Raw genomic sequence first — 18127 nt, forward strand, 5'->3', positions numbered from 1 at the left:
CCGGCTGCGGCCGGCTCCGGTGTCAGGAACCGGGCGTTGCGGCACCAACGACGCAGCGGTGACGCCGGGGGACGCACGGTAGTGCTGGGCGTCAGGATTACGTATTCTGCCCACGGTGCCGCGCCGGTGCCCGGCGCCGATGCCGGACCCGCCCGGTCGGTGCCGGCGTCACCGCCGACACACCCGCCCAGGCGAGGATTCATGGACACCCGCGACTGGCCGATCCGCGCCAAGCTGACCGCCCTGGTCGTCACCCCGGTGGCCGCCCTGCTGGCGCTCTGGATCTTCGCCACCACGCTGACCTTCGGGCCGGCGCTGGATCTGCTCGCCGCCCGTACCCTGCTGGCGGACTTCGGCCGCCCCGGCGAACGGGTGGTGGCCGAGCTGCAACGCGAGCGCCGGGCCTCGGTGATCCAACTGGCCGGCACCGACACTCTGCCCGCCCTCGCCGAGCAGCGGCGACGGACCGACGAGGCGATCGTCGAGCTGCGTCGGCGGATGGATAGCGAGGCGCTCCGCGACGCGGCCGGCGACCTGCTCGACGCCCGGCTCACCGCGCTCGGGGCCGCTCTGGAGGCGCTGCCGGCCGGTCGGGGCTTCATCGACCGCCGACAGGTCGACCGGGCCGGCGTGATCGGCCTGTACAGCGGCATGATCTCGTCGGCGTTCCAGGCGTTCGCCGCCACCGCGGCCCTGCCCGACGCCGAGCTGAACCGGCAGGCGCTCGCCCTGACCGCGATCGGCCGTTCCCGCGAGCTGCTCGGCCAGACCGACGCGGTGCTGGCCGGCGCGCTGGTCACCGGCCGGTTCACCGAGGGGGAGCACCTGCGGCTGGTCCGGACCATCGCCAACGAGAGGTTCCTCGCCGAGACGGCCGTGGCCGACCTGCCGCCCGCCGGTCGGGCCGCCTACCAGCGGCTGGTGGCGGGGGAGGCGTTCGTCCGGCTGCGCACCATGCAGGAGCGGGTGCTGAGCGCCGGCCCGTCCGCCGCCCCGCCGGTCGACGCGCGGGAGTGGCAGACCAGTCAGGAGGCGGTCCAGCAGGAGCTGCGCGACTTCGAGCTGAGCCAGGCCGACCGGCTGGCCGAGCGCTCCGTGCCGGTCGCCGTGACGATCCTGGTCCGGCTCGGTGTCGCCGGGGTGCTGGGGCTGGCCGCGATCGTGGTCTCGCTGCTGGTCGCCTTCCGGGTCGGCCGGACGCTGGCCCGCCGGTTGACCGCGGTACGCGGGGCCGCGCTGGAGCTGGCCGAGCACCGGCTGCCCGACGTGGTGGCCCGGTTGCGCCGGGGCGAGCAGGTCGACGTGGCCCGGGAGGCCCCGCCGCTGTCCTACGGCGCGGACGAGATCGGCGACGTCAGCCGGGCGTTCACCGACGTCAGCCGGGTGGCGGTCCGGTCGGCGATCGACGAGGTGACGCTGCGCCGGGGGTTGAACGAGGTCTTCCTCAACCTCGCCCGGCGCAGCCAGGGGCTGGTGCACCGGCAGCTCGCCGTGCTCGACCGGATGGAGCGCCGCGCCGAGGATCCGGACGAGCTGGCCGAGCTGTTCCGGGTCGACCACCTGGCCACCCGGCTGCGCCGGCACGCCGAGGACCTGGTCATCCTGGCCGGGGCCGCGCCGGGGCGGGGCTGGCGACAGCCGGTCGCCCTGCTGGACGTGCTGCGGGGCGCGACCTCCGAGGTCGAGGCGTACGAGCGGGTGGACATCGGTCGGGTCGAGCCGGCCGGGCTGCTCGGCCGGGCCGTCGCCGACGTCATCCACCTGCTCGCCGAGCTGATCGAGAACGCCACCGCGTTCTCGCCGCCGGAGCGCCGGGTCGAGGTGACCGGGACGGCGACGGTCGACGGCTACCTGGTCGAGATCGTCGACCACGGGCTCGGGATGTCCCCGCAGGCCGTCGAGGACGCCAACCGCCGACTGGCCACGCCGCCGGAGTTCGACCCGGCCGACAGCGCCCGGCTCGGCCTGTTCGTGGTGTCCCGGCTGGCCGCCCGGCACGACGTCGGGGTCACCCTGCGCGCCGGGATGCCGGTCGGGCTCACCGCGCTGGTGCGCCTCCCGGCCGACCTGATCACCGAGGAACCGGAGATCTCCCCGCCGGCCCGGGACCGGCCGGCGACGTCGGTGTCCCGGCTGACCACCCTGCCCCGGCCGCCCCGCACCGCCCCGGACCGGGCGGAGCAGACTGCGCTGCCGTTCGCCCCGGCCGGTACCTCGTCGGTGGAGGCCGCCGTCGACGGTGACAGCCTGCCCCGGCGGGTCCGGCGGCGCGGGCCGGCGGCCCGGCCGCGTACCCCGGCCGGGCACGACACGCCCAGCGCCCGGTCGCCCGAGGAGGTGCGGCGGCAGATGTCGGCCCTCCAGGCCGGCACCGCCCGGGGACGCCTGGACAGCAGCGGCGTCCACCCGGTGTCGACGGCCCGGCCCGGCCCGGCCGGCGGCGACCCGGGGCGGGCCGGCGACGCCGGGCCACCCCTGCCGCCTTCCGGCGACGCCGGAGCATCCCCGCCGCCTTCCGGCCCGGCGGCGACGCCCGATTCGACCGCGACTGAGAGGGACGCCTAGTGGTGCACACGACACGGCAGAACGCCGACCTCGGCTGGTTGCTCGACGAACTGGTGGACCGGGTGCCGGCGGCCCGGCAGGCGGTGGTCCTCTCCGCCGACGGCCTGCTGCTCGGCGCGTCCGCCGGGCTGGAACGCTCGGACGCCGAGCACCTCTGTGCGCTGGCGTCGGGCTTCTCCAGCCTGGCCAAGGGGGCCAGCCGGCAGCTCGCCGCCGGGGGCGTCCGGCAGACGGTGGTGGAGATGGAGGAGGCGTACCTCTTCGTGACCGCCGCCGGGCAGGGTGCCTGCCTGGCGGTGGCCTGCGCGGCGGACGCCGACATCGGCCTGGTGGCGTACGAGATGGCGATGCTGGTCGTCCGGGTCGGCGAGAACCTGACCGCACCGACCAGAGCGGCGGCGGGGATCGCCGATGCGGGCTGAGCAGCCGGGTTCCCAGCACGAGTGGCTGGACGCCGCGGCCGGCCCGGTCGTCCGCCCGTACACCCTCACCGGCGGTCGGGTGCGGCCCGCCGTCGGTGGCTTCGACCTGGTGGCCTTCGTCCTGGCCGCGAGCAGTGTCGACCCGTACGGCCAGTCGGGTCTGCAACCGGAGCACCGCCGGCTGGTGGAGTGCGCCCGGCAGCCGGTGGCGGTCGTGGATCTCGCCGCCGACCTGGACCTCGCCCTCGGGGTGGTCCAGGTCCTCCTCGGTGACCTGATCGCCCGCGGGCTGGTCACCGTGCACCAACCGCCGGCCGCCGCCGGCCTTCCCGACGACGACATTCTCAAGGCGGTGGTCAGTGGACTACGTGCGCTCTGATCGCGACTCCTCAGCGGGCCGGCTCCCCCTGGCTCTCAAGATCCTCATTGCCGGTGGCTTCGGTGCCGGCAAGACGACGCTGGTGAGTGCGCTCAGCGAGGTACGGCCGTTGCAGACCGAGGAGGTGCTGACCGACGCCGGCATCGGCACCGACGACCTCTCCGGGGTGGAGGGGAAGTCGACCACCACGGTGGCGATGGACTTCGGTCGGATCACCATCACCGACGATCTCCAGGTCTACCTGTTCGGCACCCCGGGGCAGGACCGGTTCTGGTTCCTCTGGGACGAGTTGGCCTTCGGCGCGCTCGGCGCGGTGGTGCTGGCCGACACCCGCCGGCTGGCCGACTGCTTCCCGTCGATCGACTACTTCGAGCAGCGTGGCATCCCGTTCGTGGTTGGGGTCAACTGCTTCGAGGACACCCGCCGGTTCGGCGCCGAAGCGGTCCGGCAGGCGCTGGACATCGAACCGGATGTGCCGGTGGTGCTCTGCGACGCGCGGGACCGGCAGTCCGGCAAACTGGTGTTGATCTCGCTGGTGGAGCACGTGGCCCGGCAGCGCGGCGAACCGGTGCCGGTAGGCTGACCCGCCCGGCCTCCCGGCCCCGGCCCGGCGCTGCGTGGTGCGGTGGGGCCGGGCGGGCCGGCCGCCGGTGCGGCGGGGAAATCCGGGAATCAGGGGTGACGGCCGGCGATTCCGGGAAGCCTGGGGGTCGACGGCGCGGATCGACGGAGGGTGGTTCGGTGACGGGCACGATCGTCCACATCGGCGGTTACACGGCGGACATGGGTGGACGCGGGGAGGGTATCGTCGCCGCCCGGCGGGATCCGGAGTCGGGAAGGCTGACCCCGCTCGGCACGGTCGCGGTGACCCCGGCGCCGTCCTTCCTCGTGCGGCATCCCGCCCGGCCGGTGCTGTACGCGGTCAACGAGCTGCCCGAGGGGCAGGTCAGCGCCTTCGACGTCGACCCCGACGGCGGCCTGACCCCGCTGGGGGTGTGGTCCACCGGGGGCGCCGAGCCGGCCCACCTGGCGGTCGCCCCCGACGGCGGGCACCTCTTCGTCGCCAACTACGGCGGGGGCAGCGTCGCCGTCCTGCCGCTGGACGCCCGGGGGGTGCCCGGGGAGCGCACCGACCTGCTGGTCCACCAGGGGCACGGCCCGGATCCGGAGCGTCAGGAGCAGGCGCACTGCCACATGGTGTCGCCCGACCCCGGCGGCGGCCCGCTGCTCGCCGTCGACCTGGGCACCGATTCGATCTACCGGTACGACCTGGACGCCGTCACCGGCCGGCTCGTCCCGCGTGATCCCCGGGTACGGACGGTCCCCGGCACCGGCCCCCGTCATCTGGCCCGGCACCCGGACGGGCGGCGCTGCTGGCTCGCCGGTGAGCTGGACGCGACGGTGACCGCCTACCAGCTGACCGACGAGGCGACGCTGCACCAGCGGGGGCGGGTGGACGCCAGCGCGCGGACCGGTCACGTCCAGCCGTCGGAGATCCTGGTCGGGCCGGACGGCCGGTTCCTCTACCTGGGCAACCGCGGGGTGGGCACGGTGGCGGTCTTCGCCCTCGACGGGGAGCTGCCCCGACTGGTCGACGAGGTGGAGACCGGCGGGGAGTGGCCCCGGCACTTCGCGCTGACCGGCGGGCACCTCTATGTGGCCGACGAGCGGGCTGACATGATCCGGGTGTTTTGGGTCGACCCCGACTCGGGCGTGCCGTCACCGGTGGGCGAGCCGGTGTCCGTTCCCAGCCCGACCTGCGTGCTGCCCTGACGTACGGCCGTCTGACGTGCGGCCGCCCGGTTTGGACCGGGCCACGTCACGAGATGGCTCGATTACGCAGAGTGCCAAATTAGTGATCAACTGTTTCTCCTGCGTAACTTTCGTCCGAACGGTCATGGCAGAAAGCGAACGAGATACGCAAGATGGTCAGCGTGTCTGGCCGCCATCGCATGCGAACAAGTATCCGTGGAGCAGGCGCCGCCGCGGCGGCGACCGCGCTCGTCGTCGTGGTCGGCGGCTCCTGGGTCGGTTACCAGCAGTTGGCCGGACCGTCCTGTTCCGGTGAGATCCAGCTCGGCGTGGCCGCCGCGCCCGAGGTCGCCCCGGCCGTCGAGGGGGCGGCGGCCCAGTGGGTGGCCGACGGGGCGGCGGTCGGTGGCACCTGCATCAAGGTGAACGTCACCGCCTCCGAGCCGGTCGAGGTGGCCGCCGCGGTGGCCAGCAAGCACGGGGCCAGCCTCGCCGGGGTGGGGCAGGCGAGCGGCACCGCGGTCACCCCCGACGTCTGGATCCCCGACTCGTCGACCTGGCTGCTGCGCCTCAAGAGCGGCGGCGCCACCGCGTTCGCCCCGGGCAACGGGGCCTCGATCGCCCGCAGCCCGGTCGTGGTGGCCGTGCCGCAGCCGGTGGCCACCACCAAGTTCGGCTGGCCCGACAAGAAGCTCACCTGGAACGACATGCTGCGGGCCGTCCGCAGCGACAAGCCGCTGCGGGCCGGCATCGTCGAGCCCACCCAGGACGCCGCCGGGCTCTCCGGCCTGCTCTCCCTGACCGCCGCCGCCAGTGGTGGTGGCGGCGACGCCCAGCAGGCCACCACGGCCGCCCTGCGGGCGCTGGCCACCGGCCGTTCCGCACTGCGGCAGGACCTGCTGGCCCGGTTCCCGCGCTCCAACGACCCGACGTCCATCGCCAGCGCGCTCGGTGCCGCCGCGCTCTCCGAGGAAGACGTCATCGCGTACAACAACACCAAGCCGCCGATCCCGCTGGCCGCGCTCTACCTGGAGCCGTCGCCGATGCCGTTGGACTACCCGTACGCGGTGCTGCCCGGGATCGACCAGGCCAAGTCGTCGGCCGCGAAGGTGCTCTTCGAACTGCTCACCACGCAGGGCTTCAAGAACCGGCTGGCCGTCCAGTCGTTGCGCGCCCCGGACGGCAACTGGGGTGACGGCTTCAAGGCCCCGCCGGGTGCGCCGAGCCCGGCCGGTGGCGGTACGGCGGTGCCCCCGTCGGGCGGGACCGCCGCCGGTGGCCTGGACCCGGTGGCCATAGACCGTGCGGTCTCCGGCTGGTCGATCGCCACCCAGTCCGGGCGGATGCTCTGCGTCATCGACGTCTCCGGCTCGATGAAGACCCCCGTCCCGTCGGCCAACAACGCCAGCCGGGAACAGGTGACCGTGGCGGCGGCCAGCCGGGGCCTGAACCTGTTCGACGACTCCTGGTCGATCGGGCTGTGGACCTTCTCCACCGAGCTGGTCGGCTCGCGGGACTGGCGGGAGATCGAGCCGATCAACCCGCTCTCCGGCAACCGGGGCAAGCTGGAGCAGGGGCTCGCCGGCATCCGCCCGTCCAGCGGCGACACCGGCCTGTACGACACCATGCTGGCGGCCTACAAGAACGTCCGGGACGGCTGGGAGCCCGGCCGGGTGAACTCGGTGGTGCTCTTCACCGACGGCAAGAACGAGGACAAGAACGGCATCTCGCAGTCCGCTCTGGTCAGTCGGCTCAAGGAGCTCAACGACCCGGAGCGGCCGGTGCAGGTGGTCATTATCGGTATCGGTAGCGAGGTCTCCAAGACCGAACTCCAATCGATCACCAACGTCACCGGTGGCGGCGCGTTCGTCACCGAGGACCCGTCCAAGATCGGTGACATCTTCCTGAAGGCCATCGCGTTGCGTCCTAACGCACCCCGCTGAGCCCTTGCACAGTGCACATAGGCCACCGCATTCGGTGAGAATTGGTGCGGCGGTGGGATTTCTCCACCTCGGCGGCGAAAGAAAACTGACAGTAATGCGTCCGAAGCAATAGGTGAGCATCATTGTGGGGCAGGATGTCGGGAGCGCTCCGGCCGGCGGCCCTCTCCAGAGGTGAGCATCGGGCTCGGAGCCGACCAGTGTGATGTGGGGGAGGTTGGGTGACCTCGGCGACGCTGTCCACGCCTGTCCGCACCCCGTCGTCGGCGCCCGGTGGCCGGTCGACGGGTACCCGGTCCCGGGTGAGCCAACGGAGCTACGTACGAACGCTGGTGGTGCTGGACACCGCCGTGCTGTCGTTCGCCGTCCTCGCCGGCTACGCCACCCGGTTCGGCGACGCGGTGCCGCGCGGCTCCGAGATCCCGTACGTGCTGGTCGCGCCGGCCCTGGTGCTGGTCTGGCTGATCTCGCTGAAGGCGCTGCGCTGCTACGACGACCGGGTGCTCGGCTACGGCGCGGACGAGTACCGCCGGGTCAGCGGGGCCAGTTTGCGACTGGCCGGCGGGGTGGCCATCGCCGGCTACATCTTCGACGTCGGGGTCTCCCGGGGCTTCCTCGGCATCTCCTTCGCCGTCGGCACGGTGGGCCTGGTGGCCACCCGGTTCGCCGCTCGCAAGGCACTGCACCGGGCCCGCTGCCGGGGCGACGGTTGGTCCCGCCGGGTCCTGGTGGTGGGGGACACCGCGCACGTGCTGGAGCTGGTGCACACCCTGCGGCGGGAGCCCTACGCCGGCTACGCCGTGGTCGGCGCGTGCATCCCCGACGCCCTGCTCGCCCCGGTGCCGCAGCGGCTCAGCGACGTACCGGTGGTGGGCTCCCTGCGGGGCATCCCGGAGGCGGCCTGCGCGATCGGCGCGGACACCGTGGCGGTCACCGCGTCCGGTGAGCTGACCGCGACCCGGCTGCGCCGGCTGGGCTGGCAGTTGGAGGGCACCGGAATCGACCTGGTCGTCGCGCCCGCCCTCACCGACGTCGCCGGTCCCCGGATCCACACCCGGCCGGTGGCCGGTCTGCCGCTGATCCACGTCGAGGCGCCCGAGTTCCGGGGTGCCCGCAAGGTGGTCAAGGAGTTCGTCGACCGGTCCGCCGCCGCGCTGGCGCTGGCGCTGCTGCTGCCGCTGGTGGCGGTGATCGCGCTGGCCGTCAAGCTGGACAGCCGGGGGCCGGTGCTGTTCCGGCAGACCCGGGTGGGGCAGGGCGGCCGGGAGTTCGGGGTGCTGAAGTTCCGCACCATGGTGGTCAACGCCGACGCCCTCCTCGCCGAGCTGGTCGCCCGCAACGAGACCAACGGGCTGATGTTCAAGATGCGCGACGACCCGCGGGTCACCCGGATCGGGCGGCTGCTGCGCAAGTGGTCGCTCGACGAGCTGCCCCAACTGGTCAACGTGTTGCTCGGTCAGATGAGCCTGGTCGGCCCCCGCCCGCCGCTGCCCTCCGAGGTGGCCCGCTACGACGGCGACGTGGCCCGCCGGCTGCTGGTCAAGCCCGGCATGACCGGCCTCTGGCAGGTCAGTGGCCGGTCCGACCTGAGCTGGGAGGACGGCATCCGGCTGGATCTCTACTACGTGGAGAACTGGTCGCTCGCCGCCGACCTGACCATCCTGTGGAAGACCTTCGGCGCGGTGCTGCGGGGCCGCGGGGCCTACTGACCCCCGCCCCCGCCGCCCGGCGTCGGACCGGCCTTGTCCGGCGTCGGACCCGGCCCGGCCCGGCGTCGGAGCGACCCCGCCCGGCGTCGGACCGGACCCGCCCGGACCGGTTCACGGCTGCGGGCCGGTCCAGTCCAGGCAGACCACCACCGCGTCGTCGATCAGGTCACCGGCGACGAAGGCGCGCAGGTCGCCGATGAGCGAGCGGACCGCGTCCAACGGCGTCATCGGGCCGGTCCGCCGTAGGAAACGGTCCAGCGCCGTCTCCCCGTAGCGGACGTGCTGGTCGGTCGCGTCGATCACACCGTCGCTGAGCACGAAGAGCCGGTCGTCACGGCGCAGGTCGAAGCGCTGCGCCCGGTAGTCGGTGTCCTCGAACATGCCCAGCGGGAACTGCTTGTCCAGCGTCTGCTCGCTGACCTCGCCGCCCCGCAGCAGCACCAGCCTCGGCGAGCCGGCGTCCACCACCGTCAACACCCCGGAGGCCAGGTCCAGCTCCATCACCAGGGCGGACAGGTGCTGCTCGCCCCGGTGCAGGGCGTAGATCGCCTGGTCGGCCAGGGCAACCTGGTCGGCGAGGTCGAGCCCGCCCCGGCGCGCGTTGCGCAGGGCGTGGGTGGCCAGTGCGGTGAGCATCGAGGCGGCCACCCCCTCACCCGTGCCGTTGATGGTCGACAACCACAACCGGTCACCGTCGTCGGACCAGTCGAAGCTGTCCCCGCGCACCGCGTACGCCGGTTCGAGCTGGCCGGCGAGGCGGAACGAGGGCCGGTCCCGACTGCGCCCCGGCAGCAGCTCCCACTGCATCTCGGCGGCCAGGGTGAGCCGGCGGGCTCGGCGGGAGGCGCGGTAGACGTCGGTGCCGGCGGTGACCGCGGCCAGCTCGTGCCCCAGGGCGGTGGCGATGCGGGTCAGCTCCCCGACGGTCGTCCGGTCGTCCGGCACCGGGCTCAACCGCAGCACTCCGCGCCGTTCACCCCGCATCCCGACCGGGAACCAGCCGGTGCCGTCGACGAGCACCGGCTGCTGGTGGTCGAAGCAGCGCCAGGCCGGGTGGCCGGGTGCGGTCAGCGGCTCGCCGTCCCCGAGCGGCAGCAGCACCGACAGCCGGTAGTCGACCTGGAACAGCTCCACCCCGGTGATCCGGTGGGACCGTGCCAGCTCGTCGGCGAGCCGGTCCAGCAACAGGTCCGCCGGTGCCTCGGTCAGCACCCGGCGGGCCTGGGCCTCGCCTCCGCTGGTCATCACGCCTCCTGACAGCGTAGATCCCCTGGTAAGGGGGGTAGTCTCAAGCTCACCATGGCCGAAGAAAATGGTCCGCACGGACCAGACGTGAGTATGGTCGCCGAGCTGGACGCCGCGACGGGAGCCCTGCTGTCCGTCTGGGAGGCGGCCCGGGAGAGCACCACCAGCCGGCTGTCCAGCGCGCAGCTGCGCGCCGTCATGGCGGTCGAACGGCACGACGGGATCAACCTGCGCCGGCTCGCCACCCTGCTGGACATGCTGCTCTCGTCGGCGAGCCGGCTCTGCGACCGGTTGGTCGCCGCCGGCATGTTGGAGCGGGAGCCGGGTCGGGTGGACCGGCGGGAGATCGCCCTGCACCTGACCCCGGAGGCGGCTCGCCTCCTCGCCGAGCTGCGCCGGGACCGCCGGCAGCGGCTCGCCGAGGTGCTGGCCGAGATGAGCGGCGAGGGACGACAGGCGTTGCTGCACGGTCTGGTGGAGTTCGACCGGGTGGCGCGGGCGCGCAAGCGGGGCACCGGCCCGGTGGCCGACTTCCGGGCGGCGGCGTCCCCGCCGGTCCGTCCCCGCCGTTCCCCGGACGGCCCGTCGGCGGTCCGCTCGGCCTGACCCCGACGGAGCCGGTCAGGCACCGTCGGCCGCGCAGATGGCCAGCATCGCGATGTCGTCGTGGCTCTCTCCGCCCAGCCACTCGTCGACCAGGCGCAACAGCCGGTCGACCACGGTGCCGGGCGGCAGCCCGGAGAGGGTGGCGAGCGCCCGGCGCAACCGGTGCTCACCGAACATCTCGACCGCCGCCGCGCCGCCGCGGGCCTCGGTCACCCCGTCGGTGTACGCCAACAGCAGCTCCCCCGGGGCGAGCCGGACCTCGGCCTGGGCGAAAGTCGCCGAGGCGAACGCCCCGATCGGCATCCCGCCCACCCGGACCTCGACCACGCTCCCGTCGGCGCGCACCACCAGCGGGGACGGGTGCCCACCACCGGCGACGCGGACCAGCACACCACCGCCGGGCTCCGGCTCGGTGGTACCCAGCAGCAGGGTGGTGAACTGCCCGCGCCGGGCGGTGTCGGGGAAGTCGAACAGCGCCCGGTTGAGCAGTTCGACGAGTTCCCGGGGGCGCTGCTCGACCAGCCGCAGGGTCTGCAACGACTGGCGGACCCGCCCGGTGAGCACGGCCGCGCCGACCCCCTTGCCGCAGACGTCCCCGAGGGCGAACAGCGCGCCGCTGGCGGTGGGGAAGACCTCGTAGAAGTCGCCGCCGATCCGCAGGGTGTCCCCGGCGGCCCGGTAACCGCCGGCGAGGGTGACCCCCGGCACCCGGGGCAGCCGCGGCGGCAGCAGGCTGTGCTGGAGCACCCTGGCCAGGTGCGCCTGCTCGCCGTAGAGCTCGGCGGCGGCGATCGCCGACCCGGCGCGGGCGGTGAACTCCCTGACCAGGCCGATGTCGCGCTGGTCGAAGCCGGCCCGGTCCGCCCGGCGGACCAAAAGCAACGCGCCGACCGGCCCGCCGGCGCTGGGCATCGGGGCGACGAGTACGGCGTCGGGGCGGCCGAAGGTCGTCGGCAGCACGGTGCCCAGCGCCGCCGGGTCGGTGTCGAGCCAGGGAGCACCGGTGGTCTCGCCCCCGAGCGCCTCGCCGAGCCGGGGGACCGCACCGGCCAGCTCCGCGCCGCCGGAGACCTCGACCGGGCCGGGTTCGCCGTCGGTGTACCGGAGCCAGCTCGGCGGGTCTCCGCTGGCGTGCGGAGGGCGGTGCACGACCAGTGCGGCGTCTGCCAGGTAGGGCACCGGCAGGGTGACCACGGCCTGCAGCGTCTGCTCCCGGTGCAGGGAGAGGCCGAGCCTGCTGCCGGCGCGGGCCAGGAATGCGGTGCGGTGCCGTTCGGCGAGCAGCGCGTCGGCACGGGCCTGGTCGTCGGTGACGTCCCGCACGTACCAGGCGTAGCCACCGGCGGCCAGGGGGCGGCAGGTGCCCCGTAACCGGCGGCCGTGGTGCTCGGCGTCGAACGTCCCGGTGCCCTGGGCGACCGCCCGGGCGAGTGCCGGCACGCCGCCACGGGCCAGGTCGGTGCCGGAAGGCAGCTCCGGGAGCAGCCGTCCGGCCATCGCGTTGGTCAGGGTGACCCGGCCGGCGTGGTCGGTGGTGAGCACCGCCTCGGCGAGGCCGTCGAGCAGCTCACGGGCGAGTTGCGGGTCGTTCGGTGCCGGTCGGCCCGGTGGCGGGTCGGCCGGCGTACGCGCCGCCCGGGCGGCTGCGCTCACCGGATCGGCGGACCCGTCCCGGTGGGTCGCCGTCACCGCCGGTGGCCGGGCGCGTCGGCCTGTCGACCTTTGCGCATGCTGGAAGTGCTCTCCTCGGTGGAAAACCGTTGCCGGAGGGAAAGCGTACCGAGGCGGGGCGACGATCGCCCAGCACCCGGTGGGTTCAGCCGGGGCGGGACAGCCACCCGGAGGGGCGGGCGATGATCCGACGGACCACCGAACCGGCCCCGCCGACGGCGGCGGACTCGGCACCGAGCGCCGCCGGACGGACCGTCACCGGGGACCAGCCGCTGGTGAGCACCCGGTCGTCGAGTTCGGCCAGCACCGGCGGGCACAGCCACGGCGCGAGGGTCGCGTATCCGCCGCCGAGCACGACGGTGTCCAGGTCGAGCAGGTTCACCACGCCGGAGACGGCGACCCCGAGGGCGGTGCCGGCGGACCGGAGCGCGGCGAGCGTGGCCGGATCGCCGGAGCCGGCCAGGTCGGCCAGCCGGTGGGCGGCGGTGTCGGCGGGCAGGTCCGCGCCGGCCAGCCCGGCCGCCGCCAGCACGGCCTCCTGCCCGGCGTACGTCTCCAGGCAGCCCCGGGCGCCGCAGCGACAGGTGGGGCCGCCCGGATCCACAGGTACGTGGCCCAGCTCGCCGCTCCAGCCCCGCGAGCCCCGGAACAGCGCACCGTCGAGCACGATCCCGGCACCGATGCCGATCTCGCCGGAGACGTGCAGGAAACTCTCCGGTCCGCCCGGGCGGGCGTGCAGTTCGCCCAGCGCGGCGAGGTTCGCCTCGTTCTCCACCACCAGCGGCGGCACCCCGTCGACCGGGACGGTGAGGGCGGGGTGACCGGCGAGCAGGGCCGGCACGTCGACGTCCCGCCAGCCGAGGTTGGGGGCGAGCCGGACCAGCCCCCGGGAGTCGACCAGCCCCGGCACGGCCAGGGCCGCCCCGGCCAGTCCGAGCCCGGCGGCGTCGGCGACGGCGTGCGCCCGCCGGGCCAGGGCGACCAGGGCGGTGAGCGCATCGGCGGGGGAGAGGGGGCGCAGGTCGAGCCGGCGAACCTCGTGGTGCCGGACCGCGCCGGTGAGGTCGACCACGCAGGCGGCCAGGTAGTCGACGTTGACCTCGAGGCCGAGCCCGGCCGGGCCGGTGTCGCCGAGCAGCAGCCCGCGGGCGGGTCGGCCGGCGCCGGTGCGGGGTGCGGGGTCGGCCTCGGTGACCAGTCGGCCGGCGATGAGGTCGTCGACGACGGCCGACACGGTGGCCCGGGTCAGCCCGGTGTCGGCGGCGATCTCGGCCCGGGAGGGCGGCCGGGCGGTGTTGGCGATCCGCCGCAGCACCACGGCGAGGTTGAGTTCGCGCAGGCTTCCCTGGCGGACCGCGCCGGCGGTCCGGGTGTCGGTCACCCCTTGACAGTGCCACAGCCCGGCCATTTAATTCAACCACTGAACAAATTGCGTCACCACACCACCGCCACCATCATCACCGGAGGTCTGCCATGGCACCCCGTCCCACTCCCGCCGACAAGTTCTCCTTCGGGCTCTGGACGGTGGGCTGGCAGGCCCGTGACCCGTTCGGTGACGCCACCCGCCCCGAGCTGGACGCCGTCGAGGCGGTGCACCGGCTCGCCGAGCTGGGCGCGTACGGCATCACCTTCCACGACGACGACCTGATCCCGTTCGGCGCCGACAACGCCGCCCGGGAGGCCCAGCTCGCCCGGTTCCGTAAGGCGCTCGACGAGACCGGCCTGGTCGTGCCGATGGTCACCACCAACCTCTTCACCCACCCGGTGTTCAAGGACGGCGGCTTCACCAGCAACGACCGCGACGTCCGCCGCTACGCGCTGCGCAAGGTACTGCGCAACGTCGACCTCGCCGCCGAGCTGGGTGCCAAGACCTTCGTCATGTGGGGCGGCCGGGAGGGCTCCGAGTACGACGTGGCCAAGGACATCCGGGCCGCGCTGGACCGCTACCGCGAGGCCGTCGACGTGCTCTGCCAGTACGTCGTCGACCAGGGCTACGACCTGCGGTTCGCCATCGAGCCCAAGCCGAACGAGCCGCGCGGTGACATCCTGCTCCCCACCGTCGGTCACGCGCTGGCGTTCATCTCCGAGCTGGAGCGCCCCGAGATGGTCGGTCTCAACCCGGAGGTCGGGCACGAGCAGATGGCCGGCCTCAACTACGCCCACGGCATCGCCCAGGCGCTCTGGCAGGGCAAGCTGTTCCACCTCGACCTCAACGGCCAGCGGGGCATCAAGTACGACCAGGACCTGGTCTTCGGCCACGGCGACCTGATGAACGCGTTCGCCCTGGTCGACCTGCTCGAGAACGGCGGCCCCGGCGGCGGCCCGGCGTACGACGGCCCGCGTCACTTCGACTACAAGCCCTCCCGCACCGAGGACATCGCCGGGGTGTGGGCGTCGGCCGAGGCCAACATGGCGACCTACCTGCTGCTCAAGGAGCGGGCGGCCGCGTTCCGGGCCGACCCGGAGGTGGTCGAGGCGCTCGCCGCCAGCAAGGTCGGCGAGTTGGCCAGCCCCACGCTGGGCGAGGGTGAGGGCTACGCCGGGCTGCTCGCCGACCGGTCCGCGTTCGAGGAGTTCGACGTGGACGCGACGGCCGCCAAGGGCTTCGGCTTCGTCCGGCTCAACCAGCTCGCCGTCGAGCACCTGCTCGGCGCACGCTGAGGCGGGCCGGCATGCCGCTCGTCGCCGGGGTGGACTCGTCCACCCAGTCCTGCAAGGTGGTGATCCGGGACGCGGAGACCGGCGCGCTGGTCCGGCAGGGCCGCGCGCCGCACCCGGACGGCACCGAGGTCGACCCACGGGCCTGGTGGGATGCCCTGCTGGCCGCCGTCGAGGCGGCCGGCGGGCTGGCCGACGTGGTGGCCGTGTCGGTCGCCGGCCAGCAGCACGGCATGGTCTGCCTGGACGGGTCGGGCGAGGTCGTCCGGCCGGCGCTGCTGTGGAACGACACCCGGTCGGCCGACGCCGCCCGGGAGCTGATCGCCGAGGCCGGCGACGGGGAGGCCGGCCGCCGGTTCTGGGCCGACGCGGTCGGCCTGGTCCCGGTGGCCAGCTTCACCGCCACCAAGCTGCGTTGGCTGGCCCGGCACGAGCCGGAGCACGCCGACCGGGTCGCCGCCGTCTGCCTGCCGCACGACTGGCTGACCTGGCGGTTGGCGGGTGCCCCCGGCCTGGCGGCGCTGCGCACCGACCGGGGCGACGCCAGTGGCACCGGCTACTGGTCCCCGGCGACCGGTCAGTACCGACCCGACCTGCTGGAACGGGCGTTCGGTCGGGTCGTCGAGGTGCCCACGGTGCTCGGCCCGGCCGAGCGGGCCGGCGTGCTCGACCCGGCCGTGCTGCCCGGCGGCCCGGCGGCCCCGGTCGGAGCCGCCGGCCCCGGCAGCGGGGAGATCCTGCTCGGCCCCGGTACCGGGGACAACGCCGCCGCCGCGCTGGGCGTGGGGGCCGGTCCGGGCGACGTGGTCGTCTCGATCGGCACCTCCGGCACGGTCTTCGCGGTGGCGGACACCCCGGCCGCCGACGCCGGTGGCGCGGTGGCCGGCTTCGCCGACGCGACGGGCCGGTTCCTGCCGCTGGTCTGCACGCTCAACGCGGCCCGGGTGCTCGACTCGGCGGCGACGCTGCTCGGCGTCGACCTCGACGAGCTGTCCGCGCTGGCGCTGGACGCCCCGCCCGGGGCGGACGGCCTGGTCATGGTCCCCTACCTGGAGGGGGAGCGGACCCCGGACCGCCCCACCGCCACCGGCTCGGTGCACGGGCTGACCCTGCGCACCGCCACCCCGGCCCACCTGGCCCGGGCGGCGGTGGAGGGGATGCTCTGCGCGCTGGCCGACGGGCTCGACGCGCTGGTCGCCCAGGGGGCCACGGTCGAGCGGGTGATCCTGGTCGGCGGCGGGGCCCGCTCGGCGGCGGTCCGCCGGATCGCACCGCAGGTCTTCGGCCGTCCGGTGGTCGTCCCCCCGCCCGGGGAGTACGTCGCGGACGGCGCGGCCCGCCAGGCCGCCTGGGTCGCCCTGGGCGGGGAGCAGCCGCCCACCTGGGCGGTGCAGGACACCGAGGAGTACGTGGCGGAGCCCGTCCCCGCCATCCGGCAGCGGTACGCCGAGGCCCGCGACCACGTCCTCGACCGGGTCGCCCCGGCCGGGAAGCCCGACGAGGTGGGTGCGCCCGGGGAGTGAGTCCCCCGAACGACGTCGCCGGCCGGTGACCGACGCACGGGGGTCGGTCACCGGCCGACGACCGGGGCCGCCCCCGGTGGGCCGGTCCCCGGGGCGGTGCCGCCGGTCCGGCGGGGGCGCTCGCGGGGCCGGTGTCCCCACCTGGTTGGCTGCCCGACATGACCGGTAGCAGGTTCCCCCGGCGCGGGAACGCGGCGCACCGCATCTACAGCGTCGTGGTGTTCGTGGTGCTCGCCTCGCTGGACAACGTGGCGATCGGCCTGGTGCCCCCGTTGTACGGGCCGATCTCCGGGGCGCTGGGGGTGCCGCAGCGGATGCTCGGCCTGGTCACGGCGGTGAGCTTCCTGGTCAGCGCGGTCGCGGCGGTGGGCTGGGCGTACGTCGGCGACCGGGGCAACCGCAAGCCGCTGCTGATGGTGGGCACGCTGGTCTGGGCGGCGGGCACCGGTGGCAGCGCGTTCGCCACCGGGTTCCCGACCTTCCTCGCCGCGCAACTGGTCGCCGCGGTCGGGTTGGGCGCGGTCGGCTCGGTCGGGTTCTCCGTGGTCACCGACCTGATCTCGCCGCGTCGCCGGGGCCTGGTGATGAGCTTCTGGGGGCTGTCCCAGGGGGTCGGCACCCTGGCCGGCACGCTCACCGGCGGGCTGCTCGGTGCCGCCGACTGGCGACGCCCGTTCCTGCTGCTCACCGTGGTCGGCCTGGCCGCCACGGTGGCCTACCTGCTGACGTACGACATCCGGCGCGGGCAGAGCGAGCCGGAGCTGGCCGGGGCGATCGACGCCGGCGTCGAGTACGACTACCGGATCACCCGGGCCGACCTGCCGCGCATCCTGGGCCGGCGGACCAACCGGTGGCTGATCCTCCAGGGGCTCACCGCGCAGGCGGCGTTCGGCTCGCTGGTGTGGCTGCCGGTGCTGTTCGCCGAGCGGGCGCAGGGGCAGGGCTACTCGGCGGCGACGGCGGTCGTGGTGGGCAGCGTCTTCGCCACCCTCTTCCAGCTCGGCGGGGTGTTCTCCATCGTCGGCGGGCTGGTCGGGGACGCGCTGCAACGGCGTACCCCGAGGGGCCGGGCGCTGGTCGCGGCGGTGGGTGTGCTCGCGGCGCTGCCGTTCTACCTGGTGCTGTTCTTCGTGCCGATCCGGATCGACGTGCCCGACGGCGGCGGCACCGGCGCGGTGGTGGGTGCCGTGCTGGCCAGCGTGGTGACCGAGCCGACGGTCGGGCTGAGCCTGCTGACCGCCCTGGTGGCGTTGGCGCTGACCTCGGCGAACTCGCCGAACTGGTTCGCTCTGATCGCCGACGTCAACCCGCCGGAGCACCGGGGCACCGTGTACAGCCTGGGCAACCTGGTGAACGGGGTCGGCCGGGCGGCCGGCAACGGGCTGGTCGGGGCGGTCTTCCACAGCCTGCGGGCGGCCTTCCCGCCGCCGCTCAACTACGCCGTCGGGCTGGCGGCGTTCCAGCTCTTCTTCATCCCCACCGGGCTGATGTACTGGCTGGCCTCCCGCACCTCGCCGCACGACATCGCGGCGGTACGCGACCTGCTGCACGACCGCGCCGACCGCCGCTGAGCCCGCCGTCCGCACTCCGCCGTGCCGGCCGACCGGTCCGTGCCGACCGCTCCCGGTCGGTCCGTGCCTGACCGCACCGGCCCCGG

14 protein-coding genes are annotated in these 18127 nt (G+C 74.5%); 11 read left to right on the forward strand and 3 right to left on the reverse strand.

Annotated elements, in window-relative coordinates:
- Positions 1-201: 201 nt before the first annotated feature.
- From GA0070623_RS24155 to GA0070623_RS24185, 7 genes are all read left to right on the forward strand, one after another.
- Positions 202-2565: a sensor histidine kinase gene (locus GA0070623_RS24155; RefSeq protein ID WP_067302972.1), complete on the forward strand. Its 2364-nt coding sequence runs from the start codon at positions 202-204 to the stop codon at positions 2563-2565.
- Positions 2565-2987, forward strand: coding sequence for a roadblock/LC7 domain-containing protein (locus tag GA0070623_RS24160; protein WP_067302975.1), 423 nt, complete (start codon positions 2565-2567; stop codon positions 2985-2987). The genes GA0070623_RS24155 and GA0070623_RS24160 overlap by 1 nt, the downstream gene beginning before the upstream one ends.
- Entirely contained in the window at positions 2977-3366 is a 390-nt protein-coding gene (locus tag GA0070623_RS24165; RefSeq protein ID WP_067302977.1) for a DUF742 domain-containing protein, read from the forward strand. Before GA0070623_RS24160 ends, GA0070623_RS24165 begins: the two co-directional genes overlap by 11 nt.
- Positions 3347-3949: a GTP-binding protein gene (locus GA0070623_RS24170; RefSeq protein ID WP_067302980.1), complete on the forward strand. Its 603-nt coding sequence runs from the start codon at positions 3347-3349 to the stop codon at positions 3947-3949. The genes GA0070623_RS24165 and GA0070623_RS24170 overlap by 20 nt, the downstream gene beginning before the upstream one ends.
- A gap of 200 nt (positions 3950-4149) precedes the next feature.
- A complete protein-coding gene (locus GA0070623_RS24175; RefSeq protein ID WP_067303110.1) occupies positions 4150-5139 on the forward strand; it encodes a lactonase family protein in 990 nt (329 codons plus the stop codon).
- A gap of 179 nt (positions 5140-5318) precedes the next feature.
- Positions 5319-7061, forward strand: a complete 1743-nt coding sequence (locus tag GA0070623_RS24180) for a VWA domain-containing protein (protein ID WP_067302981.1) — start codon at positions 5319-5321, stop codon at positions 7059-7061.
- 218 nt (positions 7062-7279) lie between these two features.
- Complete coding sequence (locus tag GA0070623_RS24185) at positions 7280-8767, forward strand: sugar transferase (protein ID WP_067302983.1); 1488 nt, start codon at positions 7280-7282, stop codon at positions 8765-8767.
- A gap of 111 nt (positions 8768-8878) precedes the next feature.
- Here GA0070623_RS24185 and GA0070623_RS24190 read toward each other — a convergent pair whose 3' ends face one another.
- On the reverse strand, positions 8879-10012 hold the full coding sequence (locus GA0070623_RS24190) for a PP2C family protein-serine/threonine phosphatase (protein WP_067302985.1): 1134 nt from the start codon (positions 10010-10012) through the stop codon (positions 8879-8881).
- Positions 10013-10105: 93 nt separating this feature from the next.
- Between GA0070623_RS24190 and GA0070623_RS24195 the strand changes: the two genes are divergently transcribed.
- Positions 10106-10618 (forward strand): MarR family winged helix-turn-helix transcriptional regulator, encoded by a 513-nt coding sequence (locus GA0070623_RS24195; protein WP_084261080.1) that lies wholly within the window; start codon positions 10106-10108, stop codon positions 10616-10618.
- A gap of 15 nt (positions 10619-10633) precedes the next feature.
- On the opposite strand, the gene GA0070623_RS24200 is transcribed toward GA0070623_RS24195, so the two are convergent.
- Together GA0070623_RS24200 and GA0070623_RS24205 are read right to left on the reverse strand one after the other, a co-directional pair.
- Positions 10634-12271, reverse strand: coding sequence for a PP2C family protein-serine/threonine phosphatase (locus GA0070623_RS24200; protein ID WP_231932535.1), 1638 nt, complete (start codon positions 12269-12271; stop codon positions 10634-10636).
- Positions 12272-12434: 163 nt separating this feature from the next.
- Positions 12435-13697 (reverse strand): ROK family protein, encoded by a 1263-nt coding sequence (locus GA0070623_RS24205; protein ID WP_067302987.1) that lies wholly within the window; start codon positions 13695-13697, stop codon positions 12435-12437.
- Between the two features lie 65 nt (positions 13698-13762).
- Between GA0070623_RS24205 and xylA the strand changes: the two genes are divergently transcribed.
- From xylA to GA0070623_RS24220, 3 genes are all read left to right on the forward strand, one after another.
- On the forward strand, positions 13763-14950 hold the full coding sequence (xylA, locus tag GA0070623_RS24210) for a xylose isomerase (protein ID WP_067302990.1): 1188 nt from the start codon (positions 13763-13765) through the stop codon (positions 14948-14950).
- 11 nt (positions 14951-14961) lie between these two features.
- Positions 14962-16470 (forward strand): xylulokinase, encoded by a 1509-nt coding sequence (gene xylB, locus GA0070623_RS24215; RefSeq protein ID WP_067302992.1) that lies wholly within the window; start codon positions 14962-14964, stop codon positions 16468-16470.
- Positions 16471-16628: 158 nt separating this feature from the next.
- Positions 16629-18041, forward strand: a complete 1413-nt coding sequence (locus GA0070623_RS24220; RefSeq protein WP_067302994.1) for an MFS transporter — start codon at positions 16629-16631, stop codon at positions 18039-18041.
- Positions 18042-18127: the final 86 nt, after the last annotated feature.

It is taken from the genome of Micromonospora rifamycinica (assembly GCF_900090265.1).
Taxonomy (GTDB): Bacteria; Actinomycetota; Actinomycetes; order Mycobacteriales; family Micromonosporaceae; genus Micromonospora; species Micromonospora rifamycinica.